Raw genomic sequence first — 14,643 nt, 5'->3', positions numbered from 1 at the left:
CTATGAGCGAAGATCGATCGAGCAACGGGCAAAAGTCCTGGCTGGGTAAACTCACCCAGGCTTTTGCCCACGAGCCGAAAAACCGTCAGGAGCTGCTGGAGCTTCTGCGTGATGCCCATCAAAACAAATTGCTGGACAGCGAAGCGCTGGCCATCGTCGAAGGCGCCATCCAGGTGGCTGACCTGCAAGTACGCGACATCATGGTCCCGCGCTCGCAAATGGTCAGCATCAAGGCGACCCAGACACCCCGCGAGTTCCTCCCGGCCGTCGTTGATTCCGCGCACTCGCGTTATCCGGTGATCGGCGAGAGCCACGACGACGTCATGGGCGTGTTGCTGGCCAAGGACTTGCTGCCGCTGATCCTCAGGGAGAACGGCGACAGCTTCAACATCAAGGATCTGCTGCGTCCGGCCACTTTCGTGCCCGAATCCAAGCGCCTGAACGTGTTGCTGCGCGAGTTCCGCGCCAACCATAACCACATGGCCATCGTCATCGACGAATACGGCGGTGTGGCGGGTCTGGTCACCATCGAAGACGTGCTGGAACAAATCGTCGGCGACATCGAAGACGAGCACGACGTCGAAGAAGACAGCTACATCAAGCCACTGCCCAGCGGCGACTTCCTGATCAAGGCCCTGACGCCGATCGAGAACTTCAACGAGTTCTTCGACAGCGAGTTCTCCGACGATGAGTTCGACACCGTTGGCGGTCTGGTGATGAGCGCGTTCGGACACTTGCCAAAACGCAACGAAATCACTGAAATCGGCGCCTATCGCTTCCGCATTCTGAACGCCGACAGCCGGCGCATTCACTTGCTGCGCTTGACCCCTATAGCCCGTTAAGGACTGACATGCGTTGGATCACCCGCCCCGGCTGGCCCGGTAACCTGCTGGCCGTGGCGGCCGGTGCACTCACGACCCTGGCGCTGGCGCCGTTCGATATCTGGCCGCTGGCATTGCTCGCGGTCGGTTTTTTCTACGCAGGTCTTCGCGAACTGACGCCTCGTCAGGCCTTGGGCCGTGGCTGGTGCTTCGGTTTCGGTCTGTTTGGCGCCGGCACCAGCTGGATCTACTACAGCATTCACAACTTTGGCGGTGCTTCGGTGCTGCTGGCCGGGTTGCTGATGCTGGCGTTCACCGCTGCGATTGCCTGGTTCTTCGCCCTGCCGGCCTGGCTCTGGGCGCGCTGGTTGCGCCGTAACGAAGCGCCATTGGCCGACGCCTTGGCTTTCGCCGCGTTATGGCTGGCGCAGGAAGCCTTCCGAGGCTGGTTCCTCACGGGTTTCCCATGGCTCTATTCCGGTTACAGCCAGCTCGACGGCCCGCTCGCCGGATTGGCGCCATTGGGCGGCATGTGGCTGATTTCCTTCTCGCTCGCCCTTACCGCCGCGCTGCTGTACAACCTGCCGCGCCTGATCAAGACCGGACGCAAAGCCTTTATCGTCGCAGGCCTGCTGTTGCTGGCCGCGCCGTGGGTCATCGGCCTGTCGCTCAAGGGCCACGCCTGGACCAGCCCATCCGGTAATCCACTCAGCGTGGCGGCGATTCAGGGCAATGTCGAACAAAGCATGAAGTGGGACCCGGCGCAGCTCAATGCGCAGCTGGCGTTGTACCGTGACATGAGCTTCAGTTCCAGGCGCGTCGACCTGCTGATCTGGCCGGAAACCGCGGTCCCGGTGCTCAAGGAGTCCGCCGAGGGCTACCTGAACATGATGGGCAGCTTTGCCGCCGAACGTAATTCGGCGCTGATTACCGGGGTGCCTATTCGTGAGGAAGTGCATCACGAGAAGCGTTTCTATAACGGCATCACGGTGGTAGGCCAAGGCGAAGGCACCTACCTCAAGCAAAAACTGGTGCCATTTGGCGAATACGTGCCGCTGCAAGATCTGCTGCGAGGGCTGATCGCGTTCTTTGACCTGCCGATGTCGGACTTCGCTCGCGGCTCGTCCGATCAAACGCTGCTGCAAGCCAAGGGTTACCAGATTGCTCCCTTCATCTGCTACGAAGTGGTTTACCCGGAATTTGCCGCCGGCCTTTCGGCACGCAGCGATTTGCTGCTGACCATCAGCAACGACACCTGGTTCGGCACCTCCATCGGCCCGTTGCAACACTTGCAGATGGCACAGATGCGCGCGCTGGAGGCCGGTCGCTGGATGATTCGCGCGACCAACAACGGCGTCACCGGGTTGATCGACCCCTTCGGCAAGATCACCGTGCAGATCCCGCAATTCGAACGCGGCATTCTCTACGGCGAAGTGGTGCCGATGCACAACCTGACGCCCTACCTGCAATGGCGTTCGTGGCCGCTGGTCATCCTTTGCCTGCTGCTGTTTGGCTGGGCATTGCTGGCAAGCCGGATCGCCAAGACGGTTTAAGCACCGTCTGTTAAAAGATCGCAGCCTGCGGCAGCTCCTACGGTGGATTGCAATTACCCTGGAGCTGCGATCTTTTGACTCTCAGCGGTAAAAGATCGAATACCCGATCTGCCCCACCGCCTCGTTCAGCAACTGACCCGATCGCCAGATCGATTTGAACGTCGGCATCCAGCCGCCCAACGGTTCGGCATTATCGGTGCCTAAAAAGCCCACCGGTGCCGGCACCACGGTGAAACCCGACCGCTCGAAACTCCAGACGCTGCGCGGCATATGCCAGGCTTGCGTCACCACCACGACCCGCTTCAACCCCAAAGGCTCCAGCATTTCGGCGGTGAATTGGGCGTTTTCCCACGTGGTGAGACTGCGCCCTTCCTGCCAACGAACCGTGACACCAAAATCATCCTGCAACGAATCGGCCATCATCTTTGCTTCGGTCGGTGGCGTGCCGTAATGCAGACCACCGCTGGTCAGCACGGGCAAACCCGACGCCTTGGCCAGCCGTGCCGCATAACGCTCACGCTCCAGCGCCACGCCGGTCGGTTGATCGGCGCCCCAGGCAAGGTCACCACGTTCGCGTCCCGCCCCCAGCACCACGATCACATCCGCGCGCTCGGCCAGGGTCGCCCATTCGCTACGGACCAACGCTGGTTCACGTTCAAGAGCCTTGGCGCCCCACTGAACGACGACCGGCAAACTCATCAACCAGAATCCACCCAGACCCAAGGCAAAACACAGCCCTGCAAGGCGCGGTCTTGAGCGGCGCAACCACCAGGCGAGCGCAAGCAACAGCAAGAAAATGCCAGGCGGCAGCAGAAGTTGTTTAACGAAATAACGAAAAGGCATCGGGCATCTCCAAAGATGCCCGAAGCCTAAGTGGGTTGAAGCAAAGCGACAACTAAGATGGAAGACCTTTTATTCAAAAAGCCATCATCGGTGACTTCATGCGCCCGCACAGGGCAACAAACACTTGCCTGATCACTTACTTGACCCGCAGGGACCGGACCTTTACCGCGTCTCTGCCGGGTAGCTTGTCTTTCAACCAGATAATTTTGGCCGAACGAGGGGCGTCCTTGTGCTTCACTGCTTCTGACAAGCATCCTTGCGCCTCGCATTCACTACGGTCCAGATAAGCCTTGATCAGTTCGAACTCTGCACGGCTCAATCCGCGAAGTTCCAGCTCAACCGGACGCTCATCGCGCAACCGGCCCGCTGTCTTTACGGCATCCAGGGCTAGCCCCAGGCGCTCTATCAGCTTCTCGTACAACTCTGGCTTAGTTACTTTTCGTTGTGACTCAACCATCCCTCACCTCATTGAAGATAAGACTCACTCCCCAACTAGAGCTTAGCTTCGCTGTGCAAACCGTTCTGGTGCCGCGACCAACGGCCCTCGGGCCTGTTGACATTGGGTGGCGAGCGGCGTGGCCTTGCGCCACGCGGGCATCCGTCGCGACCGCCACCCAACGTCAACAGACCCTGTGCGCGCAATCAGGGTTTCCCTCGGTAGAGCGCGGTCATGTATGCTACGGCGCTTCCTGTAACTCCACTTCCAGCTCGGCTGGGCATCGAAAACGCCACTTCTGGCGTCATCAGCGTCCAGCGTTGCATTGAAGAGGATTAGGCCACCCCTATTCAGTTCAAAAGTAGCCATGCACGAACAATATCAGCCCCGTGAAATCGAAGCCGCCGCCCAGTCGTTCTGGGACGAGCAAAAGTCCTTTGAAGTCAGTGAACAGCCAGGCAAGGAGACTTTCTACTGCCTGTCGATGTTCCCTTACCCCAGCGGCAAGCTACACATGGGGCACGTGCGCAACTACACCATCGGCGACGTGATCTCCCGCTATCAGCGCATGCAAGGCAAAAACGTCCTGCAACCCATGGGTTGGGACGCTTTCGGCATGCCAGCGGAAAACGCCGCGATGAAGAACAACGTCGCGCCGGCCAAATGGACCTACGAAAACATCGCCTACATGAAAACCCAGCTGCGCAGCCTGGGTCTGGCGGTCGACTGGTCGCGCGAAGTCACCACCTGCAAGCCTGATTACTACCGCTGGGAACAATGGCTGTTCACTCGCCTGTTCGAAAAAGGCGTGATCTACCGTAAAAACGGCACCGTGAACTGGGACCCGGTCGACCAGACCGTCCTGGCCAACGAGCAGGTGATCGACGGTCGCGGCTGGCGCTCCGGCGCGCTGATCGAAAAACGCGAAATCCCGATGTACTACTTCAAGATCACCGCCTACGCGGATGAACTGCTGGAGAGTCTCGACGACCTGCCGGGCTGGCCAGAGCAAGTCAAAACCATGCAGCGCAACTGGATTGGCAAATCCCGCGGCATGGAAGTGCAGTTCCCGTACAACGTCGACTCGATCGGCGAAGCGGGCACACTGAAAGTCTTCACTACCCGTCCGGATACCCTGATGGGCGCGACCTACGTTGCCGTCGCGGCCGAGCACCATCTGGCGACCCTGGCAGCTCAGAACAACCCTGAGCTGCAAGCGTTTATCGCGCAATGCAAAGGCGGCAGCGTGGCCGAAGCCGACGTTGCCACCCAGGAGAAAAAAGGCCTGCCGACCTCGCTGTTCGTCGAGCACCCGCTGACCGGCGAAAAATTGCCGGTATGGGTCGCCAACTACGTGCTGATGCACTACGGCGATGGCGCGGTCATGGCGGTACCGGCGCACGACGAGCGTGATTTCGAGTTCGCCACCAAGTACGGCCTGCCGATCAAGTCCGTGGTACGCACCAGCGCAGGCGACGAGAACCCGGCCCCGTGGCAAGACGCCTACGGCGAATACGGCACGCTGATCAATTCCGGTGAATTCGACGGTCTGGACTTCGCTGGCGCGTTCGACGCCATGGAAGTCGCCCTGATCAAGAAGAATCTCGGCGCCTCGCGCACCCAGTTCCGCCTGCGCGACTGGGGTATCAGCCGTCAGCGCTACTGGGGCTGCCCGATCCCGATCATCCACTGCGATACCTGCGGTGACGTGCCGGTGCCGGAAGATCAACTGCCTGTCGTGCTGCCGGAAGACGTCGTGCCCGATGGCGCCGGTTCGCCATTGGCGCGCATGCCCGAGTTCTACGAATGCAGCTGCCCGAAATGCGGTGCGCCTGCCAAGCGTGAAACCGACACCATGGACACCTTTGTCGAGTCCTCCTGGTATTACGCCCGTTATGCCTCGCCGCATTACGAAGGCGGCCTGGTAGACCCGGCCGCGGCCAACCACTGGTTGCCGGTCGATCAGTACATCGGCGGTATCGAACACGCGATCCTGCACCTGCTTTATGCGCGCTTCTTCCACAAACTGATGCGCGACGAAGGTCTGGTCAGCTCCAACGAGCCGTTCAAGAACCTCCTGACCCAGGGCATGGTGATCGCCGAGACTTACTACCGTCGCGAAGCCAATGGCGGCTTCACCTGGTACAACCCGGCGGACGTTGAACTGGAGCGCGACAGCAAGGCCAAGATCATTGGCGCCAAGCTGATCAGCGATGGCCTGCCCGTCGAAATCGGCGGCACCGAGAAGATGGCCAAGTCGAAGAACAACGGCGTTGACCCGCAGTCGATGATCGACCAGTACGGTGCCGACACCTGCCGCCTGTTCATGATGTTTGCCTCGCCACCGGATATGAGCCTGGAATGGTCCGACTCCGGCGTCGAAGGTTCGCACCGTTTCCTCAAGCGCGTCTGGCGCCTGGCTCAGGCCCACGTTGGTCAGGGCCTGCCGGGCAAGCTGGACATCGGCACACTGAACGATGAGCAGAAAACCATTCGTCGCTCGATTCACCTGGCGATCAAGCAAGCCAGCCAGGACGTCGGCCAGTACCACAAATTCAACACCGCCATCGCCCAGGTGATGACGCTGATGAACGTGCTGGAAAAAGCCCCGCAAGGCACCGAACAGGATCGCGCGCTGATTCACGAAGGCCTGGAAACCATTACCCTGTTGCTGGCGCCCATTACGCCGCACATCAGCCATGAACTGTGGCATCAACTGGGTCACACCGATCCGGTGATCGATGCCGGCTGGCCGGTTCTGGACGACAGCGCTCTGGTTCAGGACAGCCTGCAACTGGTTATTCAGGTCAACGGCAAGCTGCGTGGCCAGATCGAAATGCCGGCCAGTGCCAGCCGTGAAGAAGTTGAAGCCGCCGCACGGGCCAATGAAAACGTGCTGCGCTTCGTCGACGGCCTGACTATTCGTAAAGTGATCGTAGTGCCCGGAAAACTGGTCAATATCGTCGCTAGCTAATTGGATCAGGCGCCAGGTCGCATACCTGGCGCCGAATAGAACCTTTCGGGTCGCACCGTCGGCCCACATGGTTTCAAGGGGAACAACAAGATGATCAAACGCAATTTGCTGGTGATGGGCCTCGCTGTACTGTTGAGCGCCTGCGGCTTCCAGCTGCGCGGTACCGGTACCGCCGAACTGGCGATCAAGGAACTCGACCTGAGCGCACGTAACGCCTACGGCGAAACCGTGACGTTGATGCGCCAGGTGCTGGAAAGCAGCGGCGTCAAAGTCTATGCCGGTGCACCTTACAAGCTGGTATTTACTGACGAACAGGACAACCAGCGCAGCCTCAGCTACTCCGGCGGCGGCCATTCGGCCGAGTATGAGCTGACCAGCGTGCTGAACTATCAAATCGTTGGCCACAACAACCTGTCCCTGCTCGAAGACAAACTGCAGGTGCAGAAGGTCTACATGCACGACGGTAGCAACATCACTGGCTCCGACCAGGAAGCCGTCGAAGTGCGCAAAGACATGCGTCGTGACCTGGTGCAACGCATGATGCTGCGTCTGCAGCAGCTTTCCCCGGCTCAGCTTGATCAGTTGCAACAGACTGCTGATGCCCGTGCCAAAGCGGAAGCCGACGCGCTGGAAGCAGCACGCAAGGCTGAAGCGAACACTCCGCGTCAGTCACCAATGCAAGTGCCGACCGAGTAAGTCGTACGGGGCGCTCCGGTGCCCCGTTCGCCCCGCCTTATGAAACTAGCCCCCGCCCAGCTCGGCAAACACCTGCAAGGCGCCCTCGCGCCCGTTTACATCATCAGTGGCGATGACCCGCTGTTGTGTCAGGAAGCTGCCGACGCCATCCGCTCTGCTGCCCGCCAGCAAGGTTTTGACGAGCGTCAGGTGTTCAGCGCAGATGCCAGTTTCGACTGGGGTACGCTGCTGCAAGCCGGCGCCAGCATGTCGTTGTTCGCTGAAAAACGCGTGCTGGAGTTGCGTTTGCCATCCGGTAAACCCGGCGACAAGGGCGCTGCTGCGCTGATGGAGTATTGCTCGCGTCCGGCCGAAGACACCTTGCTGCTGATCAGCCTGCCAAAGCTTGACGGCAGCGCGCAAAAAACCAAGTGGGGCAAGGCGCTGGTCGAAGGCCCTCAGACCCAGTTCGTGCAAATCTGGCCGGTGGATGCCAACCAGCTGCCGCAATGGATTCGTCAGCGTCTGTCCCAGGCCGGCCTCGCCGCCAGCCAGGACGCCGTCGAACTGATCGCCGCACGCGTGGAAGGCAACCTGCTGGCGGCCGCCCAGGAAATCGAAAAGCTCAAGCTGATGGCCGAAGGTGGCCAAATAACGGTCGAAACCGTACAAGCGGCGGTCGCCGACAGTGCGCGCTTCGATGTTTTCGGGCTGACCGATGCCATTCTTAACGGCGAAGCCGCCCACGCCTTGCGCATGCTCGAAGGCTTGCGCGGCGAAGGCGTCGAACCACCGGTGATTCTTTGGGCACTGGCCCGGGAGCTTCGGCTGCTGGCCAACCTGTCGCTGCAATACAGCCAGGGCGTGCCGCTGGACAAGGCCTTCAGCCAGGCCCGACCGCCCGTCTGGGACAAGCGCAAACCCCTGATGAGCAAAGCCCTGCAACGCCACTCGGCGCAGCGCTGGGCGCAATTGCTGCTCGATGCCCAGCGGATCGACGCACAAATCAAGGGTCAGGCCGCAGGTTCGCCGTGGATGAGCCTGAGCCGCTTGTCGCTGTTGATGGCTGGCCAGCGCCTGGCCTTGCCTGCCGAGTAAGTCTTCGGGCCGCATAACGGCCATCGCGAGTAAGCTCGCTCCCACAAAGTTGACGCTATTCCTGTGGGAGCGAGCTTGCTCGCGATGACGGCTGAAAGGTCCTACACATCGCGGGGGCTGGACAGAATCCCGACTTCGGCCGATGATTTGCCCCCGCATAAACCACTCAACGAGAAAACCGCCCATGAGCAAACACAAGCGGCCCAACAAGGCCAAATCCATCGTCGCCCAGCCACTGTTCCGCAGCCGTCAGGAACAACCCGGCAAGGGCAAAGGCAGCTACCGCCGCGAAGCCTTCCAGTCTAAAAGCTGGGAGGCTTCTTACTTTCTGGCGGCATAAAGCTTCAACATAACCCCGCTCCCCCTTGGCATGATAAGGTCTGCACCTGATTTGTATTCTCTGGACCTGTGCATGCCCCTTTGTCTTTCCCGTCGTTGGCACCTGCGCCAACTGATTGCTGCTTCCAGCCTTGTTCTGCTTGTCGCCTGCGCGGAAAAACCCACCGCTGCCGACGCGCAACCGCTTCAGACCGCCCCCGTAGCAATCGCCCCGGCCATCACGCCTCCGGTAGTGCCCGACGGCGACAACCTCGATATTCAGCCGACCCAGACCTTTGAAGAATGGGAAGCCGGTTTCCGTAAAGACGCCCTCGCCGCAGGCATCAGCCCAGCGTTGTTCGACCGCACCTTTGCCGGCGTAACACCAGACATGAGCGTCATCCGCGCCGACCGTAGCCAGCCGGAATTCACCCGTCCGGTATGGGAATACCTCGACGGCGCCCTCTCTGCCGCGCGCGTTCGCAAGGGTCAGGCGCTGCTGAGCCAATACGCCGACACCTTGACTGCCATCGAGCAGCGCTATGGCGTTGATCGCCAGGCACTCGTTGCGGTCTGGGGCATGGAGAGTAACTTCGGTAGTTTCCAGGGTGACAAATCGGTGATCCGCTCGTTGGCGACCCTGGCCTACGAAGGCCGGCGCCCGGGCTTTGCCCAAGCGCAACTGCTGGCCGCGCTGCAAATTCTGCAACAGGGTGATATCACGCCCGAGAAGATGCTCGGTTCCTGGGCCGGCGCCATGGGCCAGACCCAGTTCATTCCGACCACTTACCTCACCCACGCGGTAGATTTTGACGGCGACGGTCGCCGCGATATCTGGGGCAGCCCGACTGACGCATTGGCCTCCACCGCCCATTACCTGCAAAGCTCCGGCTGGCAAAAAGGCCAGCCCTGGGGCTTCGAAGTGCAACTGGCGAGCGGTTTCGACTACTCGCTGGCTGACGGCTCGATTCGCAAAAGTGTTTCCGAGTGGATGCAATTGGGCTTGAAGCTGCCGAACGGCGCCAGGGTTGCGCCCGGCTCAGAGCAACTGTCAGCCGCCCTGCTGCTGCCAGCCGGTTATCGCGGCCCGGCCTTTCTGATCTTCGACAACTTCCGCGCGGTCCTCAAGTACAACAATTCGTCGTCCTATGCATTGGCGGTAAATCTGTTGTCCGAGCGCTTCACCGGAGCGGGTCTGATCAGCGGCGAATGGCCAAAGGATGACCTTCCGTTGAGCCGTTCCGAGCGAATCGAACTACAGAGTTTGCTGAGTACCAACAACTACGACGCAGGTAATGCCGACGGGATCATCGGTGCCAACACCCGCAAGGCTATTCGCAGCGCCCAGCAGTCGTTTGGCTGGCCAGCAGATGGCTACCCGACGCACAAGTTGCTGGAAGGTTTGCGTAACCGCTAGTCAGCCGTATGGCGGATGCCGCCTTCGCGAGCAAGCTCGCTCCCACACTCGACCGTATTTCCATGAAGGAACTCGGTCACCTGTGGGAGCGAGCTTGCTCGCGAAGACTGACTATCAGGCAACCAGGATCTAATGCCTGAACACCACATCCTGCTCCAGCACCAACTCCTTGCTCCCCGCATCCAGCCTTACCAACGCCCCCATGGGCAGCGTCAGGTTCGGGTCGCAATGACCACTGCGCCAGCCAGCGAGCACAGGAATGCGCAACGGCTCGAAGGTTTGCTTGAGCAACGTCGCCAATGCATCGCTGTCCACTCCCGCCACATCCCCCACCAGAACCCCACGCAGCATGTTCAGCTTGCCGGCCAGGCGCAGATGGGTCAGCAACCGGTCGATGCGATACAACGGCTCGTTGATATCCTCGATGAACAGAATGATCCCGTCGGCATCGATTTCGAAAGGCGTGCCCAGGGTCGCGGCAATCATCGACAGATTACCGCCCAGCAAACGCCCATGAGCGATGCCTGGCTCGATCGTGACCAAAGGGTACGCCACCGGGTGCGCCAACAGGCTTCCAGCGCTCAACTGGCCCCTGAGCAGGCCGAACAACGAAGACTCGGTAGGTTGTTGCTTGTTCCCCAGCAGGTCAGCGTTGAGCATCGGCCCGTGAAAGGTCACGAACCCCGCATAACGGCTGATGGCCAGGTGCAGTGCAGTAATATCGCTGTAGCCGACAAACGGCTTGGCATTGCGCCGCAGCAGTTCGAAGTCGATCCGGTCCAGCAAGCGCGGGCTGCCGTAACCGCCGCGCAGGCAGAGAATTGCATCGATGGCCGGATCGCTAAACGCATCATGCAGATCCGCCAGGCGAACGTCATCACTGCCGGCAAGGTAGCCGTCGCTCTCAAGGACGCCCGGGAAGATCCGCAGTGAATACCCCCGCGAACGCATCCATTGAAAAGCCTTTTCGGTATCCAGTGCCGCCGGTCCTGCCGGCGCAATCACGCCGATCAGCCCTTCGGCGGGTAATGCCGGAACCTGAGCGTGTTCAGAAACAAGAGGGGTCGAGCGAGTGGTCATCCGTGATTCTCCCTGTGTGAATGCTTCAACACACAGTAGTCAGGAACGGGGATAAACAGAAGAGGATCAGTTGCCCCGCAGAGTGCAGGAAAAAACTGAACGTGACGTGGCACTGTGGCCAACGCCTGGAAACTAAAATGCCCGCAAGGCGTAAGCCTTGCGGGCATTGTGGGTCAGGACGACATCAACTCGGCCTTGACCAGTTTCGCCTGCTCGTCGGCGTGATACGAGGAACGTACCAGCGGGCCGGAGGCGACGTTCTTGAAGCCCATCTTGTAACCTTCCTCGGCGAACCAGGCGAAGGTGTCCGGGTGCACGAAACGCTGCACCGGCAAGTGACTGCGGGACGGTTGCAGGTACTGGCCCAGGGTCAGCATGTCGATGTCGTGTTCGCGCATGCGCTTCATGACTTCGATGACTTCTTCGTCGGTTTCGCCCAGCCCCAGCATCAAACCGGACTTGGTCGGAATGTGCGGCATCATCTGCTTGAATTTCTGCAGCAGGGTCAGCGACCACTGGTAGTCCGAACCCGGACGCGCAGCCTTGTACAGGCGCGGCACGGTTTCCAGGTTGTGGTTGAACACATCCGGCGGCTCGGCGGCGGTGATGGCCAGCGCCACATCCATCCGGCCACGGTAGTCCGGGACCAGGGTCTCGAGTTGCACGTTCGGCGACAGCTTGCGGATTTCGCGGATGCAGTCAGCGAAGTGCTGGGCACCGCCGTCACGCAGGTCATCGCGGTCTACCGAGGTGATCACCACGTACTTCAGTTTCAGGTCGGCAATGGCGATGGCCAGGCTTTCCGGCTCGTTGACGTCCAGTGGCTTCGGACGACCGTGGCCAACGTCGCAGAACGGGCAGCGACGGGTGCAGATGTCGCCCATGATCATGAAGGTCGCGGTGCCACCGGAGAAGCATTCGCCCAGGTTCGGGCAGGAGGCTTCTTCGCAGACGCTGTGCAGCTTGTGTTTGCGCAGCAGGGCCTTGATGCGGTCGACTTCCGGGGAAACCGGGATGCGCACGCGGATCCAGTCAGGCTTTTTCGGCAATTCGGTGGTCGGAATGATCTTCACCGGGATACGCGCAACCTTTTCGGCGCCGCGCAGCTTTACGCCAGCTTCCACTTTGGCACGCGGGGCCGGGCGCTCGGTAACATCCAGCGTCGGGATCATGGTTTGCACAGCGTCTTGCGCAGTAGTCATATCAGTCGATTCCGCCCGTTAGGGTCGTCTGCTCAGCATAGTCGAGGTGTTTGACGAGCTGCGCACGCAGCCGGGCACTTACCTCGGCAAATTCAATCGGCCCGGTGTGATCGCGCAGCTGGGTCATGGCCAGCCCGGCGTATCCACAGGGGTTAATCCGGCGAAACGGCTCCAGGTCCATATCCACGTTCAAGGCCAGGCCGTGAAAGGAGCAACCGTGGCGGATCCGCAGACCCAGTGAAGCGATTTTTGCACCGTTGACGTAGACGCCCGGCGCATCGGGCTTGGCCACAGCGGTGACGCCGTAGCTGGCCAGCAGCTCGATCAGGCACTGCTCCATCCGGCTGACCAGGTCGCGCACGCCGAAACCCAGCTTGCGCACGTCCAGCAGCAGATAAGCCACCAACTGACCCGGGCCGTGGTAAGTCACTTGACCACCACGGTCGACCTGCACCACCGGAATATCGCCGGGAAGCAGTAGATGCTCAGCCTTGCCGGCCTGGCCCTGGGTGAAAACCGGCGGGTGCTCGACCAGCCAGATCTCATCGGCGCGGTCGCTGCCACGCTCGTTGGTGAACCGTTGCATGGCATGCCAGACCGGCTCGTAAGCCAGCTGGCCGAGCTCGCGAAAGCCAAGCGGTTCGGACATCACAACACCATGTGCACGAAACCGGTAGCCCGCAACTCGCTGTTGATGTCGTACAGCTGTTCTTGACCGGTAGCGATGATGTGCAACTGGATGGTCGTGTACTTGCCATTGGTACTCTGGCGCTCGGCCAGGGTCTTGTGGTCTACGGTGGCGTGCTTCTCAAGGATCGCGATGATCTTGTCCTTGAAGCCCACACCGGTGTCGCCAATTACCTTGATCGGGTAATCCGCGCAGGGGAATTCGATCTTTGGCGCCTTTACTTCTGTGTCTGTCATGGCGTAACGGCCTCGTAAGCCGTGGCAACGGACATGGCCCCGCTCCGGATCGGGACGGGGCCATGCAGGTCCACACTAAATTCAGTTGAACAAGCCGTAGAAGAATAGACGGATGCTATCCCACATGCGGCGGAAGATACCACCTTCGTCGACCGCGTCCAGAGCGATCAGATTGGCGCTGTGCACCACCTTGTCGTCCAGCTTCACTTCGACTTTACCAATCACGTCGCCCTTGGCGATCGGTGCGACCAGTTGCGGGTTCATGGTCATGCTGGCAGCGAGCTTTTTCAGCTGGCCTTTTGGCAAGGTCATGGTCAGGTCTTCAGCCAGACCGGCTTTGACCTGATGGGTGGTGCCCTTCCAGACTGGAGCCTGAGCCAGCTCGGCGCCTTTCTGATAGAAGGTCTGGGTTTCGAAGAAGCGGAAACCGTAGGTCAGCAGCTTCTGGGTTTCAGCGGCGCGAGCGCTTTCGCTGTTGGTGCCGAACACCACGGCGATCAGGCGCATGCCGTCACGTACCGCCGAGGACACCATGCAGTAGCCGGCTTCTTCGGTGTGACCGGTTTTCAGACCGTCAACGGTCTTGTCACGCCACAGCAGCAGGTTGCGGTTCGGTTGCTTGATGCCGTTCCAGAAGAACTCTTTCTGCGAGTAGATCGCATAGTGAGCCGGGTCTTCGTGGATGATCGCGCGCGCCAGAACGGCCATGTCGTGAGCCGTGGAATAGTGCTCAGGGTTTGGCAGACCGGTCGGGTTCATGAAGTGACTATTGGCCATGCCCAGATCGGCAACGGTCTTGTTCATGAGATCGGCGAACGCGTCTTCGCTGCCGGCGATGTGCTCGGAGAGCGCGACACTGGCGTCGTTGCCCGACTGGATGATGATGCCGTGCAGCAGGTCGCTGACCGTTACCTGCGAACCCACCTTGATGAACATCCGCGAACCGCCGGTACGCCAGGCGTTTTCGCTGACGGTCACCGGATCGTTTTCACCGATCTGGCCGCGACGGATTTCCAGGGTCGCAATGTACGCCGTCATCAGCTTGGTCAGGCTGGCGGGTGGCAGACGCTGGTCACCGTTGTTCTCGACCAGCACGTTGCCGCTGCTGGCGTCCATGAGCACGTAGGCTTTAGCGGCCAGTTGCGGTGGCGACGGCATCATCTCGGCCGCAAAAGCGGCGGGCGAGAGGAGCAGCGGGACTAGCAGGCACAGGCGTTTGGCAAAGGTGGTGATGTTCATCCGTCTCTCGAAATCGCTAATGGAAACTGCCCTGAGGGCAAAACTAATCAGACAATCATTCAG

General features: G+C 60.4%; 14 protein-coding genes. 7 read left to right on the top strand and 7 right to left on the bottom strand.

Going from position 1 to position 14,643, the window contains the following annotated elements:
• Window positions 1–2 precede the first annotated feature (2 nt).
• Together BK659_RS02195 and lnt are read left to right on the top strand one after the other, a co-directional pair.
• A complete protein-coding gene (locus tag BK659_RS02195; RefSeq protein WP_046815833.1) occupies window positions 3–842 on the top strand; it encodes an HlyC/CorC family transporter in 840 nt (279 codons plus the stop codon).
• Window positions 843–850: 8 nt separating this feature from the next.
• Window positions 851–2,374, top strand: a complete 1,524-nt coding sequence (gene lnt / locus BK659_RS02190) for an apolipoprotein N-acyltransferase (RefSeq protein WP_123423513.1) — start codon at window positions 851–853, stop codon at window positions 2,372–2,374.
• 81 nt (window positions 2,375–2,455) lie between these two features.
• Here the strand turns inward: lnt and BK659_RS02185 are convergent, their stop codons facing one another.
• Both BK659_RS02185 and BK659_RS02180 read right to left on the bottom strand, forming a co-directional pair.
• Window positions 2,456–3,217, bottom strand: a complete 762-nt coding sequence (locus BK659_RS02185) for a YdcF family protein (protein WP_123423512.1) — start codon at window positions 3,215–3,217, stop codon at window positions 2,456–2,458.
• Between the two features lie 136 nt (window positions 3,218–3,353).
• Window positions 3,354–3,674 (bottom strand): hypothetical protein, encoded by a 321-nt coding sequence (locus tag BK659_RS02180; protein ID WP_123423511.1) that lies wholly within the window; start codon window positions 3,672–3,674, stop codon window positions 3,354–3,356.
• A gap of 346 nt (window positions 3,675–4,020) precedes the next feature.
• Between BK659_RS02180 and leuS the strand changes: the two genes are divergently transcribed.
• The 5 genes from leuS (at window position 4,021) to BK659_RS02155 (ending at window position 10,135) form a co-directional block, all read left to right on the top strand.
• Window positions 4,021–6,627: a leucine--tRNA ligase gene (gene leuS / locus BK659_RS02175; RefSeq protein ID WP_123423510.1), complete on the top strand. Its 2,607-nt coding sequence runs from the start codon at window positions 4,021–4,023 to the stop codon at window positions 6,625–6,627.
• Window positions 6,628–6,717: 90 nt separating this feature from the next.
• Window positions 6,718–7,323, top strand: coding sequence for an LPS-assembly lipoprotein LptE (locus BK659_RS02170; RefSeq protein ID WP_123423509.1), 606 nt, complete (start codon window positions 6,718–6,720; stop codon window positions 7,321–7,323).
• Between the two features lie 39 nt (window positions 7,324–7,362).
• Window positions 7,363–8,400: a DNA polymerase III subunit delta gene (gene holA / locus BK659_RS02165; protein ID WP_123423508.1), complete on the top strand. Its 1,038-nt coding sequence runs from the start codon at window positions 7,363–7,365 to the stop codon at window positions 8,398–8,400.
• A gap of 184 nt (window positions 8,401–8,584) precedes the next feature.
• Window positions 8,585–8,740, top strand: a complete 156-nt coding sequence (arfA, locus tag BK659_RS02160; RefSeq protein WP_019693801.1) for an alternative ribosome rescue factor ArfA — start codon at window positions 8,585–8,587, stop codon at window positions 8,738–8,740.
• A 72-nt stretch (window positions 8,741–8,812) separates the two neighbouring features.
• On the top strand, window positions 8,813–10,135 hold the full coding sequence (locus BK659_RS02155) for a lytic murein transglycosylase (protein ID WP_123423507.1): 1,323 nt from the start codon (window positions 8,813–8,815) through the stop codon (window positions 10,133–10,135).
• 129 nt (window positions 10,136–10,264) lie between these two features.
• Here BK659_RS02155 and BK659_RS02150 read toward each other — a convergent pair whose 3' ends face one another.
• The 5 genes from BK659_RS02150 to BK659_RS02130 all read right to left on the bottom strand — a co-directional run bounded on the left by BK659_RS02150 (window position 10,265) and on the right by BK659_RS02130 (window position 14,580).
• Window positions 10,265–11,215, bottom strand: coding sequence for a S66 peptidase family protein (locus tag BK659_RS02150; RefSeq protein ID WP_123423506.1), 951 nt, complete (start codon window positions 11,213–11,215; stop codon window positions 10,265–10,267).
• A 173-nt stretch (window positions 11,216–11,388) separates the two neighbouring features.
• Entirely contained in the window at window positions 11,389–12,387 is a 999-nt protein-coding gene (gene lipA / locus BK659_RS02145; protein WP_162491279.1) for a lipoyl synthase, read from the bottom strand.
• A 31-nt stretch (window positions 12,388–12,418) separates the two neighbouring features.
• Complete coding sequence (lipB, locus tag BK659_RS02140) at window positions 12,419–13,066, bottom strand: lipoyl(octanoyl) transferase LipB (protein ID WP_123423505.1); 648 nt, start codon at window positions 13,064–13,066, stop codon at window positions 12,419–12,421.
• Window positions 13,066–13,341 (bottom strand): DUF493 domain-containing protein, encoded by a 276-nt coding sequence (locus BK659_RS02135; protein ID WP_008152827.1) that lies wholly within the window; start codon window positions 13,339–13,341, stop codon window positions 13,066–13,068. The genes lipB and BK659_RS02135 overlap by 1 nt, the downstream gene beginning before the upstream one ends.
• 81 nt (window positions 13,342–13,422) lie before the next feature.
• Complete coding sequence (locus BK659_RS02130; protein ID WP_123423504.1) at window positions 13,423–14,580, bottom strand: D-alanyl-D-alanine carboxypeptidase family protein; 1,158 nt, start codon at window positions 14,578–14,580, stop codon at window positions 13,423–13,425.
• Between the last annotated feature and the right edge of the window lie 63 nt (window positions 14,581–14,643).

The sequence above is a fragment of the Pseudomonas brassicacearum genome, assembly GCF_003732225.1.
GTDB classification, from domain to species: domain Bacteria; phylum Pseudomonadota; class Gammaproteobacteria; order Pseudomonadales; family Pseudomonadaceae; genus Aquipseudomonas; species Aquipseudomonas brassicacearum_E.
The sequence above is the reverse complement of the archived record's forward strand: the minus strand, read 5'-3'. Positions and strand labels throughout refer to the sequence as shown.

Coding starts and splice junctions, on each gene's coding strand:
- BK659_RS02195 (WP_046815833.1), top strand. CDS start 3: ATGAGCGAAGATCGATCGAGCAACGGGCAAAAGTCCTGGCTGGGTAAA.
- lnt (WP_123423513.1), top strand. CDS start 851: ATGCGTTGGATCACCCGCCCCGGCTGGCCCGGTAACCTGCTGGCCGTG.
- BK659_RS02185 (WP_123423512.1), bottom strand. CDS start 3,217: ATGCCTTTTCGTTATTTCGTTAAACAACTTCTGCTGCCGCCTGGCATT.
- BK659_RS02180 (WP_123423511.1), bottom strand. CDS start 3,674: ATGGTTGAGTCACAACGAAAAGTAACTAAGCCAGAGTTGTACGAGAAG.
- leuS (WP_123423510.1), top strand. CDS start 4,021: ATGCACGAACAATATCAGCCCCGTGAAATCGAAGCCGCCGCCCAGTCG.
- BK659_RS02170 (WP_123423509.1), top strand. CDS start 6,718: ATGATCAAACGCAATTTGCTGGTGATGGGCCTCGCTGTACTGTTGAGC.
- holA (WP_123423508.1), top strand. CDS start 7,363: ATGAAACTAGCCCCCGCCCAGCTCGGCAAACACCTGCAAGGCGCCCTC.
- arfA (WP_019693801.1), top strand. CDS start 8,585: ATGAGCAAACACAAGCGGCCCAACAAGGCCAAATCCATCGTCGCCCAG.
- BK659_RS02155 (WP_123423507.1), top strand. CDS start 8,813: ATGCCCCTTTGTCTTTCCCGTCGTTGGCACCTGCGCCAACTGATTGCT.
- BK659_RS02150 (WP_123423506.1), bottom strand. CDS start 11,215: ATGACCACTCGCTCGACCCCTCTTGTTTCTGAACACGCTCAGGTTCCG.
- lipA (WP_162491279.1), bottom strand. CDS start 12,387: ATGATCCCGACGCTGGATGTTACCGAGCGCCCGGCCCCGCGTGCCAAA.
- lipB (WP_123423505.1), bottom strand. CDS start 13,066: ATGTCCGAACCGCTTGGCTTTCGCGAGCTCGGCCAGCTGGCTTACGAG.
- BK659_RS02135 (WP_008152827.1), bottom strand. CDS start 13,341: ATGACAGACACAGAAGTAAAGGCGCCAAAGATCGAATTCCCCTGCGCG.
- BK659_RS02130 (WP_123423504.1), bottom strand. CDS start 14,580: ATGAACATCACCACCTTTGCCAAACGCCTGTGCCTGCTAGTCCCGCTG.